At 35.3% G+C, this 15,938-nt stretch carries 15 protein-coding genes; all 15 read left to right on the forward strand.

Annotated features, from left to right (window positions below):
- Window positions 1–16 precede the first annotated feature (16 nt).
- The 15 genes from K6119_RS01960 to hisIE all read left to right on the forward strand — a co-directional run bounded on the left by K6119_RS01960 (window position 17) and on the right by hisIE (window position 15,895).
- On the forward strand, window positions 17–730 hold the full coding sequence (locus tag K6119_RS01960; protein WP_221834105.1) for a hypothetical protein: 714 nt from the start codon (window positions 17–19) through the stop codon (window positions 728–730).
- On the forward strand, window positions 731–1,153 hold the full coding sequence (locus K6119_RS01965; RefSeq protein ID WP_221834103.1) for a hypothetical protein: 423 nt from the start codon (window positions 731–733) through the stop codon (window positions 1,151–1,153).
- A complete protein-coding gene (locus K6119_RS01970; protein ID WP_221834101.1) occupies window positions 1,150–2,943 on the forward strand; it encodes a YCF48-related protein in 1,794 nt (597 codons plus the stop codon). Before K6119_RS01965 ends, K6119_RS01970 begins: the two co-directional genes overlap by 4 nt.
- Before the next feature lie 284 nt (window positions 2,944–3,227).
- Window positions 3,228–4,355 carry a tetratricopeptide repeat protein gene (locus tag K6119_RS01975; protein ID WP_221834100.1) on the forward strand — a complete coding sequence of 376 codons (1,128 nt, stop codon included), beginning with the start codon at window positions 3,228–3,230 and terminating at the stop codon, window positions 4,353–4,355.
- A gap of 84 nt (window positions 4,356–4,439) precedes the next feature.
- Window positions 4,440–7,229, forward strand: a complete 2,790-nt coding sequence (locus K6119_RS01980; protein ID WP_221834098.1) for a DNA gyrase/topoisomerase IV subunit A — start codon at window positions 4,440–4,442, stop codon at window positions 7,227–7,229.
- Entirely contained in the window at window positions 7,195–8,202 is a 1,008-nt protein-coding gene (locus K6119_RS01985) for a WD40/YVTN/BNR-like repeat-containing protein (protein ID WP_221834096.1), read from the forward strand. The genes K6119_RS01980 and K6119_RS01985 overlap by 35 nt, the downstream gene beginning before the upstream one ends.
- A 111-nt stretch (window positions 8,203–8,313) precedes the next feature.
- The gene (locus tag K6119_RS01990; RefSeq protein WP_221834094.1) at window positions 8,314–8,685 is read left to right on the forward strand and encodes a hypothetical protein; all 372 of its coding nucleotides are present in this window, start codon (window positions 8,314–8,316) and stop codon (window positions 8,683–8,685) included.
- A gap of 325 nt (window positions 8,686–9,010) precedes the next feature.
- Window positions 9,011–9,868 carry an ATP phosphoribosyltransferase gene (gene hisG, locus K6119_RS01995; RefSeq protein WP_221834092.1) on the forward strand — a complete coding sequence of 286 codons (858 nt, stop codon included), beginning with the start codon at window positions 9,011–9,013 and terminating at the stop codon, window positions 9,866–9,868.
- The gene (gene hisD / locus K6119_RS02000; RefSeq protein WP_221834090.1) at window positions 9,865–11,151 is read left to right on the forward strand and encodes a histidinol dehydrogenase; all 1,287 of its coding nucleotides are present in this window, start codon (window positions 9,865–9,867) and stop codon (window positions 11,149–11,151) included. The genes hisG and hisD overlap by 4 nt, the downstream gene beginning before the upstream one ends.
- Window positions 11,148–12,194 carry a histidinol-phosphate transaminase gene (gene hisC, locus K6119_RS02005; RefSeq protein WP_221834088.1) on the forward strand — a complete coding sequence of 349 codons (1,047 nt, stop codon included), beginning with the start codon at window positions 11,148–11,150 and terminating at the stop codon, window positions 12,192–12,194. Before hisD ends, hisC begins: the two co-directional genes overlap by 4 nt.
- Window positions 12,169–13,278 carry a bifunctional histidinol-phosphatase/imidazoleglycerol-phosphate dehydratase HisB gene (gene hisB / locus K6119_RS02010; RefSeq protein WP_221834086.1) on the forward strand — a complete coding sequence of 370 codons (1,110 nt, stop codon included), beginning with the start codon at window positions 12,169–12,171 and terminating at the stop codon, window positions 13,276–13,278. Before hisC ends, hisB begins: the two co-directional genes overlap by 26 nt.
- Window positions 13,275–13,874 (forward strand): imidazole glycerol phosphate synthase subunit HisH, encoded by a 600-nt coding sequence (hisH, locus tag K6119_RS02015; RefSeq protein ID WP_221834084.1) that lies wholly within the window; start codon window positions 13,275–13,277, stop codon window positions 13,872–13,874. The genes hisB and hisH overlap by 4 nt, the downstream gene beginning before the upstream one ends.
- Window positions 13,853–14,572, forward strand: coding sequence for a 1-(5-phosphoribosyl)-5-[(5-phosphoribosylamino)methylideneamino]imidazole-4-carboxamide isomerase (gene hisA / locus K6119_RS02020; protein ID WP_221834082.1), 720 nt, complete (start codon window positions 13,853–13,855; stop codon window positions 14,570–14,572). Before hisH ends, hisA begins: the two co-directional genes overlap by 22 nt.
- A complete protein-coding gene (gene hisF, locus K6119_RS02025) occupies window positions 14,562–15,317 on the forward strand; it encodes an imidazole glycerol phosphate synthase subunit HisF (protein WP_221834080.1) in 756 nt (251 codons plus the stop codon). The genes hisA and hisF overlap by 11 nt, the downstream gene beginning before the upstream one ends.
- Complete coding sequence (gene hisIE / locus K6119_RS02030) at window positions 15,314–15,895, forward strand: bifunctional phosphoribosyl-AMP cyclohydrolase/phosphoribosyl-ATP diphosphatase HisIE (protein WP_221834077.1); 582 nt, start codon at window positions 15,314–15,316, stop codon at window positions 15,893–15,895. The genes hisF and hisIE overlap by 4 nt, the downstream gene beginning before the upstream one ends.
- The last annotated feature ends 43 nt before the right edge of the window (window positions 15,896–15,938 follow it).

Here is a 15,938-nt window from a genome sequence, read left to right on the forward strand (position 1 = left end):
AAATTTATTTAAATAATTGAATATTATTAAGTTACATGTTTTAATATTATTATTTGTTACCGGCTTTTTCACTTTGGAATTGAAAGCTCAAGAGCAAGGAGAAGTGAATTTTCTGGTAGATGTTGATAATGGGTATTTTGAGATTGTTGTAAATGATACAATGTATCTAAAAATCTACAAATGTACCTTACCTGTTGGGCATCATAGAGCCAAAGTTTGGTCTCCTGGTTATTCAGTAAAAGAGGTTGAATTTGACGTAAAAGCTGGTGAAGTGACCAAGCAATATGTTGAAATGGAAGTAACTTCTAACAGAAAGCAGTTCGAATCTGAGTATAAAGATTACCGAATGAAATTTCACAAGTCGCTTACAGTTCCAGGTTCTGCCACACTTGCTGTTGGTGTAACTTCTGCATTTTTAATGATGAAAGCGTATGATACCAAGCAACAAGTTTATTCAAATATTAAAGACTACTTTAATGCGCCAACTTATTATGAAGCAGTAACATATAGGCAAAATATTGAAGATTTAAATAGAAAGTACAATGCTTTACGCTTCTCATTTTACACTGGTTTAGGATTGACGTTGGCGGGTACAGTAACTACAATTATTACTTATAAGAAATTTAAAAAGAACTATACAGAGCCTACGTTTAACCCAGAAAGTCCTTTTAAAGATAGGTTTTCACTAAATGTTGGTCCTACAGCTTTTTCACTTTCCTTCAAAATCTAAATGAAACATTTCATAATTGCCATATCGTTGATATTCTTGTCAAGTTCTTGCCTTAAAAAGATTGAGGAGGTTGAAACGGCTAATACCAATATTATGGATCCGGATTATGCTGGAGGTCAATGGTTTGTTTATGATGATGTTTATACATTTACCAATTCAAACAATGATCAATTCGTGAAATTGGATTTCACTATTCCGGCTGAGAATGCACCTAAATTGAAACCTACATTTATTGATTTGGCTGTAAAGGTCAATGGAGGGAATTATATTTATACTTCTGTAAATATCAATACGCAAGGGGATTATGATGGAAGTGTTGCTGTTGTTCCGCAGGGTGAAACAAACTATTGTGTTGAAATTGGCGTCTATGTAGAAGAAGAAGATTTAGTAATAAATTCATTTTCAGAGTGTAAATCACTATGATGACCTTGATTCAATCTATAAAAAAAACCTTTTTAGTACTAGTTGTAATACTTTTAAGTAAAGGTGCCTCTGCCCAATATACCTGGGGACAGCAACATTCTGGTTCGTATGATATGCATGCTGTTTATTTTGTAAATCACTTTGAAGGGTATTGTGGTGGACAAGGTGGATATCTCTTTAAAACACTTTCAGGTGGTAATGCAGGATGGACTCAAATATTTTCTCCTACTACCAATTTAATAACAGGCATTTATTTTTCTGATGCTAACAATGGTTTTATTGTTGATGATAATTCCTATATATATAAAACGAGTGACGGTGGAGTGACCTGGATAAATTCATATTCCGGTCAAGCTGGTGATGTAGCATATGCTATTAAAAAGTACGGAACAAGATTGTTTGTGCCGAGAGTTAATGAGATACTAATTTCAGATGATAATGGTGGTTCATGGTCTTCTGTGACGATAGCGTCTACTGGTTCAATTACAGATCTTTCATTTTCAGATGCTGATCATGGTTATTTTTGTGGAGTTGCGGGTGGTTTGGGTTATACTTCAGACGGTGGGAACACATGGATAGCTATGTCCGGACCAGGTATCTATTCATCTTATCATTATAATTCAATTCACACATTTTCTCCAGATCACTTTATTTGTGTAGGAGATAATGGTGCTGTTTTTTCTACTATGGACGGTGGTGTAAGTTGGTCATTTCCATCTATTTCATTAGCAGGCTCTAGTTTGTATGATATTGAGTTTTATAATGCAACCAATGGATTAGCTGTAGGTCAAAATAACAATGTGCATTATTCAACAGACGGAGGAGTTACATGGACTCCGGCTCCAACATCTGTTTCATCTACTAGCTTTTTTGCATGTGATCCAAGAACAGATGTGATCGCTTATATCTGTGGAACTAATGAAGAGATATGGCGTTCGCCAGCAGGAGTTGAAGATATTGCTGGTATTTCAATTTTAAGTCCCGATACTGTTTGTGTTGGAGAGCCTTTTAATTTGGTTTTCACATTTACTAATGTTGGTGGTGGTCCGTCATTTAATCCCGGATTCACAGTCTTGGCAGGTGGTAACTCTTTATTTGGTGATACCATAAATTGGGTAGGAACAGTTGATTCAGGTGATGTGATAACTTTTTCTACACAATTAGCAACATTAAATAATCCCGGAGATCAGTCTGTGATCATTTTTTCTACCGAACAAAATAATCAATCAAATAATGCCATTTTTGGAACAATAGTGGTGATGGAGCCGGATCCAACTACAGTTACTGGTTCAACTTATTTTTGTGTTGGAGACACCATTACTTTAGAAGCTGATGGAGGAATTGATTATACCTGGAGTTCAAATGTAGGCGGGTCTGATTATAGCAATCCTATTCAAACCGTTTATCCTACATCTGATGAATATTATGATGTAAAGATTATTCAAGCTTATTGCACCGTTTTCGATACGGTCTTTGTGAATCTGGATCCCGCTTGTGAAACGGATACAACAATGAATAATCAACCGGCTGGAAATTATACTTTTTCCCCCAACTTTGATGGAGTAAATGATTTTTTGGTGCTAGATTTTTTAAGCGCCTCTGTTCCTAATACAGTTAAAATATTTAATCGTTGGGGAAATGTGTTGTTTGAAACAGAGAATTATGATAACGAATCTGTTTTTTGGGACGGCACATATAGCGATCGTCCATCTCCAGTAGGTACCTATTATTTTGTCGCAGAAGCACAGAATTTAGGTGTGGTGAGGGGTTGGATTCAAATTGTAAAGTAACGATCAGTTCTCTTTACGTACACTTTAATTCATTTTATATTCATTTAAATCAACAGGCTGTTTTTTGGTATGATTGTTTCAGCAATTATATAAGATTAATCGCCAATTAATCTCATCATTTAATGATCGCATCAAATGGCAGCCTTCTCAGAGATGAGAAGGTTTTTTTTGTGCTTAAAACAATCGATTTAGTCTATGCGAAAAACAACTATGTCGAATAATGAATGAATTCTGAATTATACGGCTCGATATTATTTAAATTTGCCCAAATTAAACTAAATAGATTGTTTAGAATCAGTAATTTATATTTGTCTTTAGTGTTCTTAGCATTGTTTCAATTTCAAGGCAGTGCAAAAGCGCAAACAGTTGACTCTTTAAGATTGGACTCTCTTATAACAATCCTTACGTTAGAAAAAGATTCTAGTCAAACAGTTGATGTTTATTTGAGTTTGGCTGATGAGTACATGAGGGTGACTGATTATACTATCGCTTCTACTTATACTGATTTGGCGCTAGACCTAGCTGTTAAAATAGGATATAAAGAAGGTGAGTTAAGAGCTACATTGAATATGGCTCACATGTATTTAGCTTATTATCTGGATTATACTAAGTCAATATCTTTCTATGATCATGCTTTGAAGTTGGCTGAAGAAATCGGTAATGATGAAGATTATTTATCAGTATATAGAGGTTATTCTAATCTGTATTCTAGTGTTGGAAATCATTCGTCAGCATTGCATTTTAATGAAAAAGCAATAGAAGTAGCTGAGAGAATTGGAGATCAAGAAGTTGTTTCTGAATTAAATGCATATGCCGGAAGTATTTATGAAGAGTCTGGTGATAATGCTAAGGCAATTGAGTGTTATGAGAAGGTAGAGTCAATTGAAGATGCTAACAATTATATGGGTACCTCAAATGCCGCTTATACAGTTATCGCTCATCTTTATTATTTAAAAGGAGATTTCAAGAGGTCAATAAAGTTGTATAGAACTGCAATTAAGAGATTTGAAAGATTGCAAGAGTTTAGATGGGTGTCGTATACACATTCCGAGATAGCAGGTGTCTTAATTGAAGATGGTCAGATGGAATTAGCTGAGAAGCATGCTTTAAAAGGGTTAGAAATTGCAGAATTATATGATCTGAATAAAGAAAGAGGTGATAATTATAAAATGCTAGCTAACGTCTATAAGGCAAAAGGAAATACAGAAAAATATCAGAAATATCAGAAAGCTTATGAAGAATTTACGGATTCTGTGATGGTAAAGCTAGAAGATAGGGTTGCTGTGCAACAGTCAGTTTCATTGCCACCGAGTTCAGGTGTTTCTTTTAAAACTCTTATCAATTTGGCAATTATTTTATTCTTTGTGATAATTGCAGTTTTCTTAAGTGGTTTAAAGTTCAGTAGAGGTTAATAGTAAATACATTCTGTTGATAACTCTTGTCTTTCTTTAGTCTAATTATTTGTCCTCCTTGCTATTTTTGTTTGTTGATCTATTATGTCAGAGGAGAACGAACCACATAACGAAGAAGAAGAGAATTTACCACAAGGTGAAAATAATAATGAGAATGATGATAATATCATTCCGTTATCAGGAATGTACAAGGACTGGTTCCTTGATTATGCTTCATATGTAATTCTTGAAAGAGCTGTACCTGCTTTATTGGATGGGTTTAAACCTGTGCAAAGACGTATCATGCATTCCATGAAAGAAATGGATGATGGTCGTTACAATAAAGTAGCTAATGTTATTGGTAACACCATGAAGTATCATCCACATGGAGATGCGTCAATTGGTGAGGCCATGGTTCAAATGGGACAAAAAGACCTTTTGATAGATACACAAGGTAACTGGGGTAATATATTAACAGGTGATTCTGCTGCTGCACCAAGATATATTGAAGCAAGGCTTTCTAAATTTGCTTCACATGTTGTTTTTAATGCTAAAACTACAGAGTGGTTGCCGTCTTATGATGGTAGAAATAAAGAACCGGTTCATCTTCCGGTTAAATTCCCTTTATTATTAGCGCAAGGTGCTGAAGGTATTGCTGTGGGGATGGCTTGTAAGGTAATGCCTCACAACTTTATTGAATTGATTGATGCGTCTATTGATGTGTTAAGAGGGAAGAAAACTAACATCCTACCTGATTTTCCTCAAGGTGGTTTGGCAGATTTCTCTAATTATAATGAGGGTGAACGAGGAGGAAAAATAAGAGTTCGTGCAAGAATAGAGAAAGTAGACACTAAAACACTTATAATTACTGAAGTTCCTTTTGGTTCAACTACCGGCTCATTGATTGAGTCTGTGATTAAAGCCAATGAAAAAGGGAAAATCAAAATCAAGAAAATTGAAGATAATACGGCTGCTGAAGTCGAAATTATGATTCATCTTGGTACAGGTGTTTCACCGGATAAAACGATAGACGCCTTATATGCATTCACTAATTGTGAAATGTCTATATCTCCAAATACTTCTGTAATTCACGAAAACAAGCCAATGTTCTTGTCTGTGAATGAAATCTTAAAAATTTCAACAAACCAAACTGTTGAGTTGTTGAAATTAGAATTGGAAATCAGAAGAGGAGAGCTGGAAGAACAATGGCATTTTGCTTCTTTAGAAAAGATATTTATTGAGCAAAAGATTTATATCGAGTTTGACGGTAAAACTTATGAAGAAGCTATAGAGGTTACGCATGAGTTATTGAAGCCGCATGTCAAACATCTTAAACGTGAAGTTACAGATGATGATGTAAAGAGGTTGTTAGAGATTAAAATGCGTAGAATCACCAAGCATGATTCAGATAAAGCAGACACGTTTATTGAATCTCTTGAGGAAGAATTGAAACAAATTGCTTTTCACCTTGATAACCTTATTGAATTTGCAATTGACTATTTCAAGGATCTTAAAAAGAAATTTGGTGAAGGAAAAGAACGTAAAACAGAAATTCGTCACTTTGATAATATTGCAGTTCAAAAAGTAGTTGTCGCTAACAAAAAGCTCTATGTAGATAGGGAAGAAGGCTTTGTTGGTTGGGGACTTAAAAAAGCCGAGTTTGTAAAGGAATGTAGTGACCTGGATGATGTGATAATCTTCTTCAAAACAGGTAAGATGATGGTGACCAAAATTGCTGACAAAAAATTTGTTGGTAAAGGTATTATCCATTGTACTGTTTGGAAAAAAGGAGATGAACGTACCATTTATCACTTGATTTACAGAGATGGTGGTGAAGGTGGTCCGACAATGATGAAGCGTTTTGCCGTAAAATCTATCACAAGAGACAAAGAATACGACTTAACAAGAGGAACGAAAGGTTCTAAAGTGTATTATTTCTCATATCATCCAAACGGAGAAAGAGAAGTTGTTCAGGTTCAATTAAGACCAAGACCTCACTTAAAAAGAGTGAAGTATGATATTGATTTTGGTGAACTTATCATTAAAGGTAGAAGTGCTGCAGGTAACAGGGTTACAAAAGAAATTGTTTCTAAAGTAATTCAAAAAGAAGTTGGTGAATCTACATTGGCTGCCAGAAAAATATGGTGGGATGATGTTGTTAAAAGACTTAATGTTGATGGAAGAGGTGAGTTTTTGGGAAGATTCAAAGGTGATGATAAACTTTTAACTATCTATGATACCGGAGAGTTGAGAGTCACCAATTTTGATTTGTCAAATAGATTTAGTGATAATTTAGTGCACATTGAAAAATGGCATCCAGAAAGACCTATCTCTGCAATTTATTATGATGCAGAAAAAGATCTGCATTTTGTGAAAAGATTCCTGGTTGAAGTGAAATCTGATAAGAAAACTTCATTTATTGCTGAATTTGAGGGATCTACTTTAGATGTGGTTTCGACAGCCTATAAACCGGTTGCAAGAGTGGTGTATAATAAACGCCTTAAAGAAACCAGAGATAAAGAAGATGAGCTAATTAATCTTGATGAATTCATTGATATCAAAGGGATGAAGGCTCAAGGTAATCAGTTGACAAAGCTTAAGATTAAAGAAATCTTGCTTGAAGGCCCAATCAAAGGAGATGAGCCGTGGCCGGAAGTAGAGGTTGAAGAAGAAGATCAATTAGAAGATGGAATGGAAGATGGTGAAGATTTTGATGATTCAGATGAGGATACGCAATCTAGTATATCTGATGATGATACAGAAGATGAGGATTCTGAAAGCCCTATTGAAATAGAATGGGATCTTGAAGAGGAAAAAGAAACCAAAAAGCCGAAGAAAAATAATCCTATAAAAGATTCGGATGAAGATGATGATTCTCAAACCTCATTATTTTAAATTCAGTTTTCTATTACTGCTTATTTCTTGTAAGCCTTTACATTTTAAAGAACAGTTTAGACAAAATCATGCTATTGGAAAGCATTCTAGAGCCTTGAGTCATTCAGGACTTGAAACTTACGTTGCTGGCAAAGATGGCGTTTATTCATTCATTGTTTCAGATAAAATCATCTTAACAGATAGTGTTGAGAATGCAGAAGATATTCGCGATTTACATCTTATAGGAAGCAATTTACTTTTATTAAATTCTGGAAACCATGGGTTGATCTGGAAAATTGAAGGAGATGAAAAGAAAGTGGTATATCAAAAAGACAGTGTGTTTTTAGATGGCTTTGATTTTTGGGATGAAAACAGAGGGATTGCTTATGGGGATCCAGTAAATGGAAAAATGTTTCTATTAACTACAGAAAATGGAGGTAACACCTGGGATCAAGTAGCGTCTGAAAATATCCCTTCGGCTTTACAAAATGAAGCAGGTTTTGCAGCAAGCGGAACAGGAGTGAGGTGTTTACCTAATGGCGTGGCCTATATATCAACTGGTGTTTCAGATGTGTCAAGATTATTGAAGACCTCAGATTTTGGTGAACATTGGACAGCAATTAATACGCCAATTAAATCTGGAGAAAGCTATGGAATTTATAGCATGTATTTTTGGTCAGAACAGGAAGGGATGATTATTGGTGGTAGTTATTTGCATCCCGAAGACAATCAACAAATATGTTATTATACAGATGATGGAGGTGAAAATTGGAAAGATAGATCAAAAGGTTTGGGCGGCTATATCTCATGTATAGATGCTTATGATGATTTAATTGTCGTTACCGGAAGGATGGGGACTTACTACTCTGTCAATAGAGGTGAAAAATGGAACCTTTTATTTTCTGATAAATTTTATTCGGTTGATGTGGAAGAATATTCAATTGCTTTCTCAGGCAAAAACGGTGCGGTTCTAATTGGCACCTATAAATTTTAGCTTAGTAAATCATTTTCAAAAACTGACAAAAGTCATGTTTGAAGTTGTTGGGTGTCATCATTTGGGCAGCATATCTGCTATACTTTTGGGTTATACAAAAAACTTAAAACTATGGCACATACAACAACAACTTCAGGAGTAGCTCACAGCACAAGTGCAAAAATTCAAGTGACAAGCCCGGCTAAAACTAGAGATAATGAACAGTTTTCTGGAATTAAATGGTTGGACAATCTTGTAGGTGAATATAATTTTAACAGATATGGTATTTATGCAATCGCACTTCTTTTGGTGGGTTGTTTAGGTGGAGTAGCAGTTGGATTAGGTTCAATGACTAGCTCTATCGAGATTTTAATTTTAGTAATTCCTACTATGGTATCATTAACAATGATTTTAGCAGTAGCGCCAATGAGACTGTTGTTATGGACAGTTTTGTTTACTTGTTTGCTAGACATTATAATGATCGTATATAATATTTTGGTTTAAAGTTCTTTTGATAGGTGATCACTATAAAGTGATTCATTTCTTAAGGTGAGTGATGGCCGTCCCTAAAGAGGGACGGTTTTTTTTGTTCTATAAATCAAGTAGTTATGATTTTATTATGTAAAAAATTTGTTTATTAAATAAAAGTTGACTTAAATTTGTCCTCGAATATGTTAAAACAATTGCATCATATCCATTTTCATACTTGCATACAGGCGAGGAGGAAATGATATGTCAATAACTGAATATTATAAAAACCCGTCTGAGTGAATTGGACGGGTTTTTTGTTTACATATCCTTTGGTTTACTCAGACACTTTAAAAACAAAATGAGTAAACTAAAAATCGCAATTCAAAAATCAGGTAGGTTAAAAGACGACAGTTTGGCATTATTAAAACAGTGCGGTATCTCTGTTGACAATGGTAGGGATCAATTAAAAGTTTCTGCGAACAATTTTCCACTTGAAATATTTTTCCTCAGAAACTCCGATATTCCTCAATATATAGAAGATGGTGTGGTTGATCTGGGAATTGTAGGGGAAAATCTTTTGTATGAAATCGACAGTGAATTAGATGTATTGAGATCCTTGAATTTTTCAAAATGTCGGGTTTCTATAGCGGTCCCTAAAAATTCAAAATTCACTGATATCAAAGATTTCGAAGGTAAAAAAATCGCAACATCTTATCCAAATACAACTCAAAAGTTCTTTAAAAGTAATGGTGTTAATACTGAGGTGCACGCAATTTCCGGATCAGTAGAAATCGCTCCTAATATCGGATTGTCTGATGCTATTTGTGATATTGTTAGTACAGGTAATACCTTATTTAATAATGGCTTAAAAGAATTGTTTGTGATAATGAAATCTCAGGCAGTATTAGTAAAGCAGCCAAAGCCTTCAAGGGAAGTAAATAGTTTGATAGAGCAATTAAATTTTAGAATTGGTGCGGTACTACGGGCTAAAACTTCAAAATACATTCTAATGAATGTTCCAAATGCTAATATTCAAAAAGTGTCAGCCCTGTTACCGGTTCTAAAAAGCCCAACAGTATTGCCATTGGCAGAAGAAGGTTGGAGTTCTTTGCACTCTGTTATTGATGAAGATGATTTTTGGAATGTGATAGATCAGCTTAAAGAAGCCGGAGCAGAAGGAATATTAGTAGCACCAATTGAAAAGATTATAGAATGAAAATAATAAGTGGTAAAAATCAGGGAGAGGTATTTCAGCAATTGAAAAGACCTCAGTTGAATCAGCAGGATTTGAATGATTTAATGAATGAAATATTCACTGAAATCAAAGAAAAGGGAGATGCGGCAATTGCTAAATATGTTGAGAAATTTGATGGATATAAAGCGCAGAACTTTTTAATTGATAATAAGCAAATTGAATTGGCTGCAACGAAGGTTAGCGCAGAGGTAAAAGCGGCCATTCAACAAGCTAAATCTAATATTGAAAAATTTCACTCTGCTCAAATTCCTTCTAAAATTCAAGTGGAAACCACAAAGGGTGTAATGTGCTGGCAAGAATTCAGACCTATTGAAAAAGTAGGAATTTATATTCCCGGTGGTACTGCACCATTGTTCTCTACAGTTTTGATGCTTGCAATTCCTGCTAAACTTGCGGGCTGTAAAGAGCTTGTGCTGTGTACACCAGCGAGTAATATAGGTGGAGTTGCTGCTGAGATTCTTTATGCTGCCAAAATTTGTGGAGTAGATAAAATCTATTCAATAGGAGGTTCTCAGGCTATAGCTGCTCTTACAATAGGGACAGAAAGTATACCGTCTGTAGATAAAATTTTTGGTCCTGGTAACCAATACGTAACTGCTGCTAAAGTAAAAGCGCAGCAAATGGGAGTAGCTATTGATATGCCTGCCGGACCATCAGAATTAATGGTTGTTGCAGACAAAAATGCAGATCCTGAATTTGCAGCTGCTGATTTATTGTCACAAGCTGAGCACGGAGAAGATAGTCAGGTTGTGGCAATAGTTGAAACGGTTGAGTTTGCTGAGCAATTACTGGAAAAGGTCAACAACCAATTGCTTTTGCTTTCAAGAAAAGGAATAGCCGAAAAAGCTTTGCAAAATTCCAAAATCATTGTACTTAAAACTTTAGAAGAAGTTGTAGAGGTAGTCAATTATTATGCACCTGAGCATTTAATTCTGATGACAGAAAAGAATGATGCAATTATTCCTTTGGTTTTAAATGCAGGTTCTGTGTTTGTGGGAGCTTATACTCCTGAGAGTGCGGGTGATTATGCTTCTGGAACCAATCATACTTTGCCTACAAATGGAGCCTCCAGAGCATATAGTGGGGTAAATATTGATGCTTTTATCAAGAAAATTACATTTCAAAAAATATCTCCTTCAGGAATTAAAAATATTGGTAATACCATAAGTGTAATGGCAGATGCAGAAGGATTAGATGCCCACAAGAATGCAGTTGAAATCAGATTAAAAAAACTAAAAGTATGAATATCTCAGATTTATTAAGACCCAATATTCTAAAGATGAAAGCGTATTCTTCTGCGCGAGATGAGTATGCTGGAAAAGCAATGATTCAATTGGATGCAAACGAAAATCCATTTGCAGGTGAATTTGCAAGATATCCTGACCCTTATCAAAATGAGTTGAAAGCTAAAATAGCTGAAGCTAAAGGGATGAGCGCCAATAAAATTGTTTTGGGGAATGGTTCTGATGAGCTGATAGATCTTGTATTCAGAGCATTCTGTATTCCCGGTAAAGACAATGTGATTGGTATGTCGCCATCATATGGCATGTACAAGGTTTGTGCTGAGTTGAATGATGTTGAGTACAGGGAAGTGTTGTTGAATTCGGATTTTCAGTTGGACTTAACGTCAATGATGAATGCTATTGATGAAAACACCAAAGTGATATTCCTTTGTACACCTAATAATCCAAGTGGAAATGTTTTAGATATTGAGGATGTAGGGCGCTTATTGAGGGAATTTAATGGCATAGTGGTGATGGATGAAGCTTATATCGATTTTTCAACCAACCCGTCTTACATTAATACTTTAGATGAGAATCCTCAAATAATTGTATTACAGACTTTATCAAAGTTTTATGGCTTGGCAGGTTTGAGACTGGGAATTGCTTATTGTAGTGAAGAATTGGTTGCAGTATTTAATAAAATTAAACCACCTTATAATGTAAATGAAGCTTCTCAAAAATTAGCAATTAAAAATCTGGCAACTATTGATTTTTCCAACTATAAAAGATCATTTTTTGAATTAAAAGAGATGCTTCTTGAAGCTTTGCAAGGTAGTTCAGAGGTTGTTAAAGTATTTCCTTCAGAAGCCAACTTTTTCCTGGTGAAATTCAAGGATGCTCATTTCATATATAATTATTTAATTGAGAATGGTGTGGTAGTAAGAAACAGATCAAATCAGCCATTGTGTGATAACTGTTTGCGCATTACCGTTGGAAACAAAGACGAAATAACAGCATTAATTAATGTATTTGACAGATATGAAAAAAGTATTATTTATAGATAGAGATGGCACATTGATTTATGAGCCACCCGTTAATTTTCAGGTAGATGCACTTGAAAAACTCTCTTACATCCCTTATGTATTTAACTATTTATCAAGGATTGTAAATGAATTTGATTATGAATTGGTCATGGTTACCAATCAGGATGGTTTAGGTACTTCATCTTTTCCGGAAGATACATTTTGGCCGGTTCAAAATAAAATGATGGAGGCCTTTGAAAATGAAGGAATCATTTTTACGGAGGTGTATATCGACAGAACCTATGAAGATGATCCGGGACCCGGACGTAAACCAAGCACTGGCATGCTAGGGCGTTACTTGAGCGGAGATTATGATTTGGCCAATTCATACGTGATTGGTGATAGAAAAACAGATATGAGACTGGCTGAAAACTTAGGATCAAAGGGGATCTTAATAGGAGATAGAAAAGAAGAGTATTACAAGGATGATGTGCAGGTTTTAGTGGCAGATGATTGGAAAGATATTTATCAGTTTTTATTACAAGAATCTCGCAAAAGTAGTTGGACTAGAAGTACTTCTGAAACCAATATTACTGTTGAACTAAACTTAAATGGTACAGGAAAATCTGACATTAAAACCGGTTTAAACTTTTTTGATCACATGTTAGAGCAAATTGCTCGTCACGGATTAGTTGATCTTCAAATATTTGCCAAGGGTGATTTGGAAATTGACGAACACCATACAATAGAGGATACTGCAATTACTTTGGGAACCGTTTTTAAGGCTACCTTGGGTAAAAAAATGGGAATAGAAAGATATGGCTTTTGTCTCCCTATGGATGATTGTTTAGCTCAGGTAGCTATTGATTTTGGAGGTCGTTCTTGGATTGAATGGGATGTGATTTTTAATCGTGAAATGATTGGAGATGTGCCAACTGAGATGTTTTATCACTTCTTTAAATCCTTTTGTGATGCGGCGCAGTGTAATCTCAATGTGAAAGCTGAAGGGGAGAATGAGCATCACAAAATTGAAGCAGTCTTTAAAGCCTTTGCAAAAGCCATAAAGATGGCAGTTAAACAAGATAAAGAGAAGATGATTCTTCCATCATCAAAGGGATTGTTATGAAGTTGGTGATTATTGATTACGGAGCCGGTAATGTAAAATCGGTGCAATTTGCCTTTGAAAGGCTGGGGGTTGATGTTGAGTTAACGGATGATTTTGAGATGATCAGAAAAGCTGATGGAGTTGTGTTTCCAGGTGTTGGGCACGCTCAATTTGCCATGAATGCTTTGCAGGAAAAGGGATTGGATGCTTTGATTCCAAGTCTAAAACAACCAGTGTTGGGCATATGTCTTGGAATGCAATTATTGTGTCAAAACACGGCTGAAGGTGACGTGAAAGGTTTAGGCGTGTTTGACGTATCGGTTGAAAAATTTAAGGATAATTTGAAGGTTCCCAAAATTGGATGGAATAAGTTGAATGCTACCGAAAATGAATTGTTTAAGGATTTAAGCAAGGAAGCGTTCTTCTATTTTGTGCACAGCTATTATGTTCCAACTAACCCTTTTGAAATAGCGGCAGCCACTTATGGGAATTCTTATTCAGCCTCTATTTGCAAAGATAATTTTTACGCTTGCCAGTTTCACCCTGAAAAAAGTGGAGTTGAAGGTGAGCAAGTACTTAAAAACTTTATAGAATTATGCGAATTATACCAGCCATAGATATAATAGAAGGTCAATGTGTTAGATTGACACAAGGAGATTATAACAAAAAGAAGATTTACAGCTCAAGTCCACTTGATGTCGCTAAGTCATTTGAAGATGTTGGGATGAAATACTTACACCTGGTAGATTTAGACGGGGCAAAATCAAAGAAAATAGTAAATGATAAGGTCTTGGAAGCTATTTGCAGCAACACCAATTTAATTGTTGATTTTGGTGGGGGAATTAGATCTATAAATGACCTTGAAATAGCTTTTGAATCTGGAGCAAAACAAGTAACTGTAGGTTCTTTGTCATTTTATGAGCCTGAGGTGGTTTATGAATGGATAGCAGAATTTGGGGCTGATAAAATAATTATTGGTGCAGATGTTAAAGACAAAATGATTGCTGTGAATGGTTGGCAAAGTGTAGCTGATCGTAAAATAGATGAATTTATTGAAGCTTATTCTGCTCACAATGCTAAATACTTTGTGGCTACAGACGTAGCTGTAGATGGTACTCTAACTGGTCCTTCTGTTGATCTGTACAGGATTTTACTTGATAAGTTTCCTGAAATTAATCTTGTAGCATCAGGTGGAGTTTCGTGCTTAAAGGATATAGAAGTGCTGAAATCTATAGGAATTGAAGGGGTAATAGTGGGGAAAGCCATTTATGAGAATAAAATCACATTAAAAGAATTGTCTGTATATGTTGACTAAGAGAATAATACCTTGCTTAGATATTAAAGATGGAAGAACTGTGAAAGGTGTCAATTTCATTAATTTGATAGATGCCGGAGATCCTGTAGAATTGGCTGCAAAGTATGCTCAATTAGGGGCTGATGAATTAGTGTTTCTGGATATTTCTGCCACTCTTGAAAAAAGGAAAACTTTGGTGTCTTTGGTAGAGAAAATCGCTCAACGCATTAATATTCCTTTTACCGTTGGTGGTGGAGTAACATCAGTTGAAGATGCATCTTCCATCTTAATGGCTGGGGCTGATAAAATAGCCATTAATTCGGCAGCTGTTAAACGTCCCGAATTGATTAATGAATTAGCTGATACATTCGGTAATCAATGCATTGTTGTTGCTACTGATGCTAAGAATACTCCTGATGGATATAAAGTTTTTATAGGAGGAGGAAAAGTGGAAACAGATAAAGAGCTTTTATCGTGGACAAAAGAGGTGGTGAGTAGAGGTGCCGGTGAAATCCTCTATACCTCAATGGATTGTGATGGAACTAAAAATGGCTTTGCTATTGAACCCTTAAATAAGCTTTGTCAAGCTGTTAATGTGCCTGTTATTGCTTCAGGAGGAGCCGGGGAAATAGATCATTTTATTGATGTTTTTAAATCGGCAAATGTAGATGCAGCTTTGGCGGCTTCTGTTTTTCACTTTGGTGAAATAGAAATTCCGGCATTAAAAGAATCATTAAAAAAACAAGAAATTCCAATCAGATTATGAATTTGAAATTTGATAACAACCAACTTATTCCTGCAATTATTCAGGACGCTAAAAACAAGAGCGTCTTAATGTTGGGGTATATGAATCAAGAGGCTTTTGAGTTGACTAAAACAACAAATCGAGTGACTTTTTACTCAAGGTCCAAAGAAAGAATATGGGTAAAAGGTGAAAGTTCAGGAAATTATCTTGAATTAGTTGATATTAAACTTGATTGTGATAATGATGCCTTGCTTATCACGGTAAATCCTCAGGGTCCAACTTGTCACAAAGGTACAGCTAGTTGCTGGGGAGACGTAGATTTGGATACCATCCAATATTTAGAAAAAACCATTCAAAATAGACAAGAGAGTTTAGCGGATAATTCATACGTTTCTTCCTTGTTTAAAAAGGGGATCAATAAAATTGCGCAGAAAGTGGGAGAAGAAGCTGTTGAAGTGGTGATAGAATCAAAGGATGACAATGACGAATTGTTCTTAAATGAATCTGCTGACTTGTTTTTTCACTTCTTGATATTGTTGAGAGCGAAGAATTTTAATTTTTCAGACGTTCTAAATGTCTTGGAAAGCAGGAAGAATTAAGCGTTATTTTAATTGTCTATCTCCCTATAAATAAATGTGATAC

Origin of the sequence: Paracrocinitomix mangrovi, from assembly GCF_019740355.2 — a bacterium.
GTDB lineage: Bacteria > Bacteroidota > Bacteroidia > Flavobacteriales_D > Crocinitomicaceae > Paracrocinitomix > Paracrocinitomix mangrovi.

Excerpts from the sequence above, each read along its gene's own strand:
- hisC (WP_221834088.1), top strand. The coding sequence starts at position 11,148 with ATGAATATCTCAGATTTATTAAGACCCAATATTCTAAAGATGAAAGCG.
- hisG (WP_221834092.1), top strand. The coding sequence starts at position 9,011 with ATGAGTAAACTAAAAATCGCAATTCAAAAATCAGGTAGGTTAAAAGAC.
- hisD (WP_221834090.1), top strand. The coding sequence starts at position 9,865 with ATGAAAATAATAAGTGGTAAAAATCAGGGAGAGGTATTTCAGCAATTG.
- K6119_RS01965 (WP_221834103.1), top strand. The coding sequence starts at position 731 with ATGAAACATTTCATAATTGCCATATCGTTGATATTCTTGTCAAGTTCT.
- K6119_RS01980 (WP_221834098.1), top strand. The coding sequence starts at position 4,440 with ATGTCAGAGGAGAACGAACCACATAACGAAGAAGAAGAGAATTTACCA.
- hisB (WP_221834086.1), top strand. The coding sequence starts at position 12,169 with ATGAAAAAAGTATTATTTATAGATAGAGATGGCACATTGATTTATGAG.
- hisH (WP_221834084.1), top strand. The coding sequence starts at position 13,275 with ATGAAGTTGGTGATTATTGATTACGGAGCCGGTAATGTAAAATCGGTG.
- K6119_RS01970 (WP_221834101.1), top strand. The coding sequence starts at position 1,150 with ATGATGACCTTGATTCAATCTATAAAAAAAACCTTTTTAGTACTAGTT.
- K6119_RS01990 (WP_221834094.1), top strand. The coding sequence starts at position 8,314 with ATGGCACATACAACAACAACTTCAGGAGTAGCTCACAGCACAAGTGCA.
- hisIE (WP_221834077.1), top strand. The coding sequence starts at position 15,314 with ATGAATTTGAAATTTGATAACAACCAACTTATTCCTGCAATTATTCAG.
- hisA (WP_221834082.1), top strand. The coding sequence starts at position 13,853 with ATGCGAATTATACCAGCCATAGATATAATAGAAGGTCAATGTGTTAGA.
- hisF (WP_221834080.1), top strand. The coding sequence starts at position 14,562 with ATGTTGACTAAGAGAATAATACCTTGCTTAGATATTAAAGATGGAAGA.
- K6119_RS01985 (WP_221834096.1), top strand. The coding sequence starts at position 7,195 with ATGAAGATGATGATTCTCAAACCTCATTATTTTAAATTCAGTTTTCTA.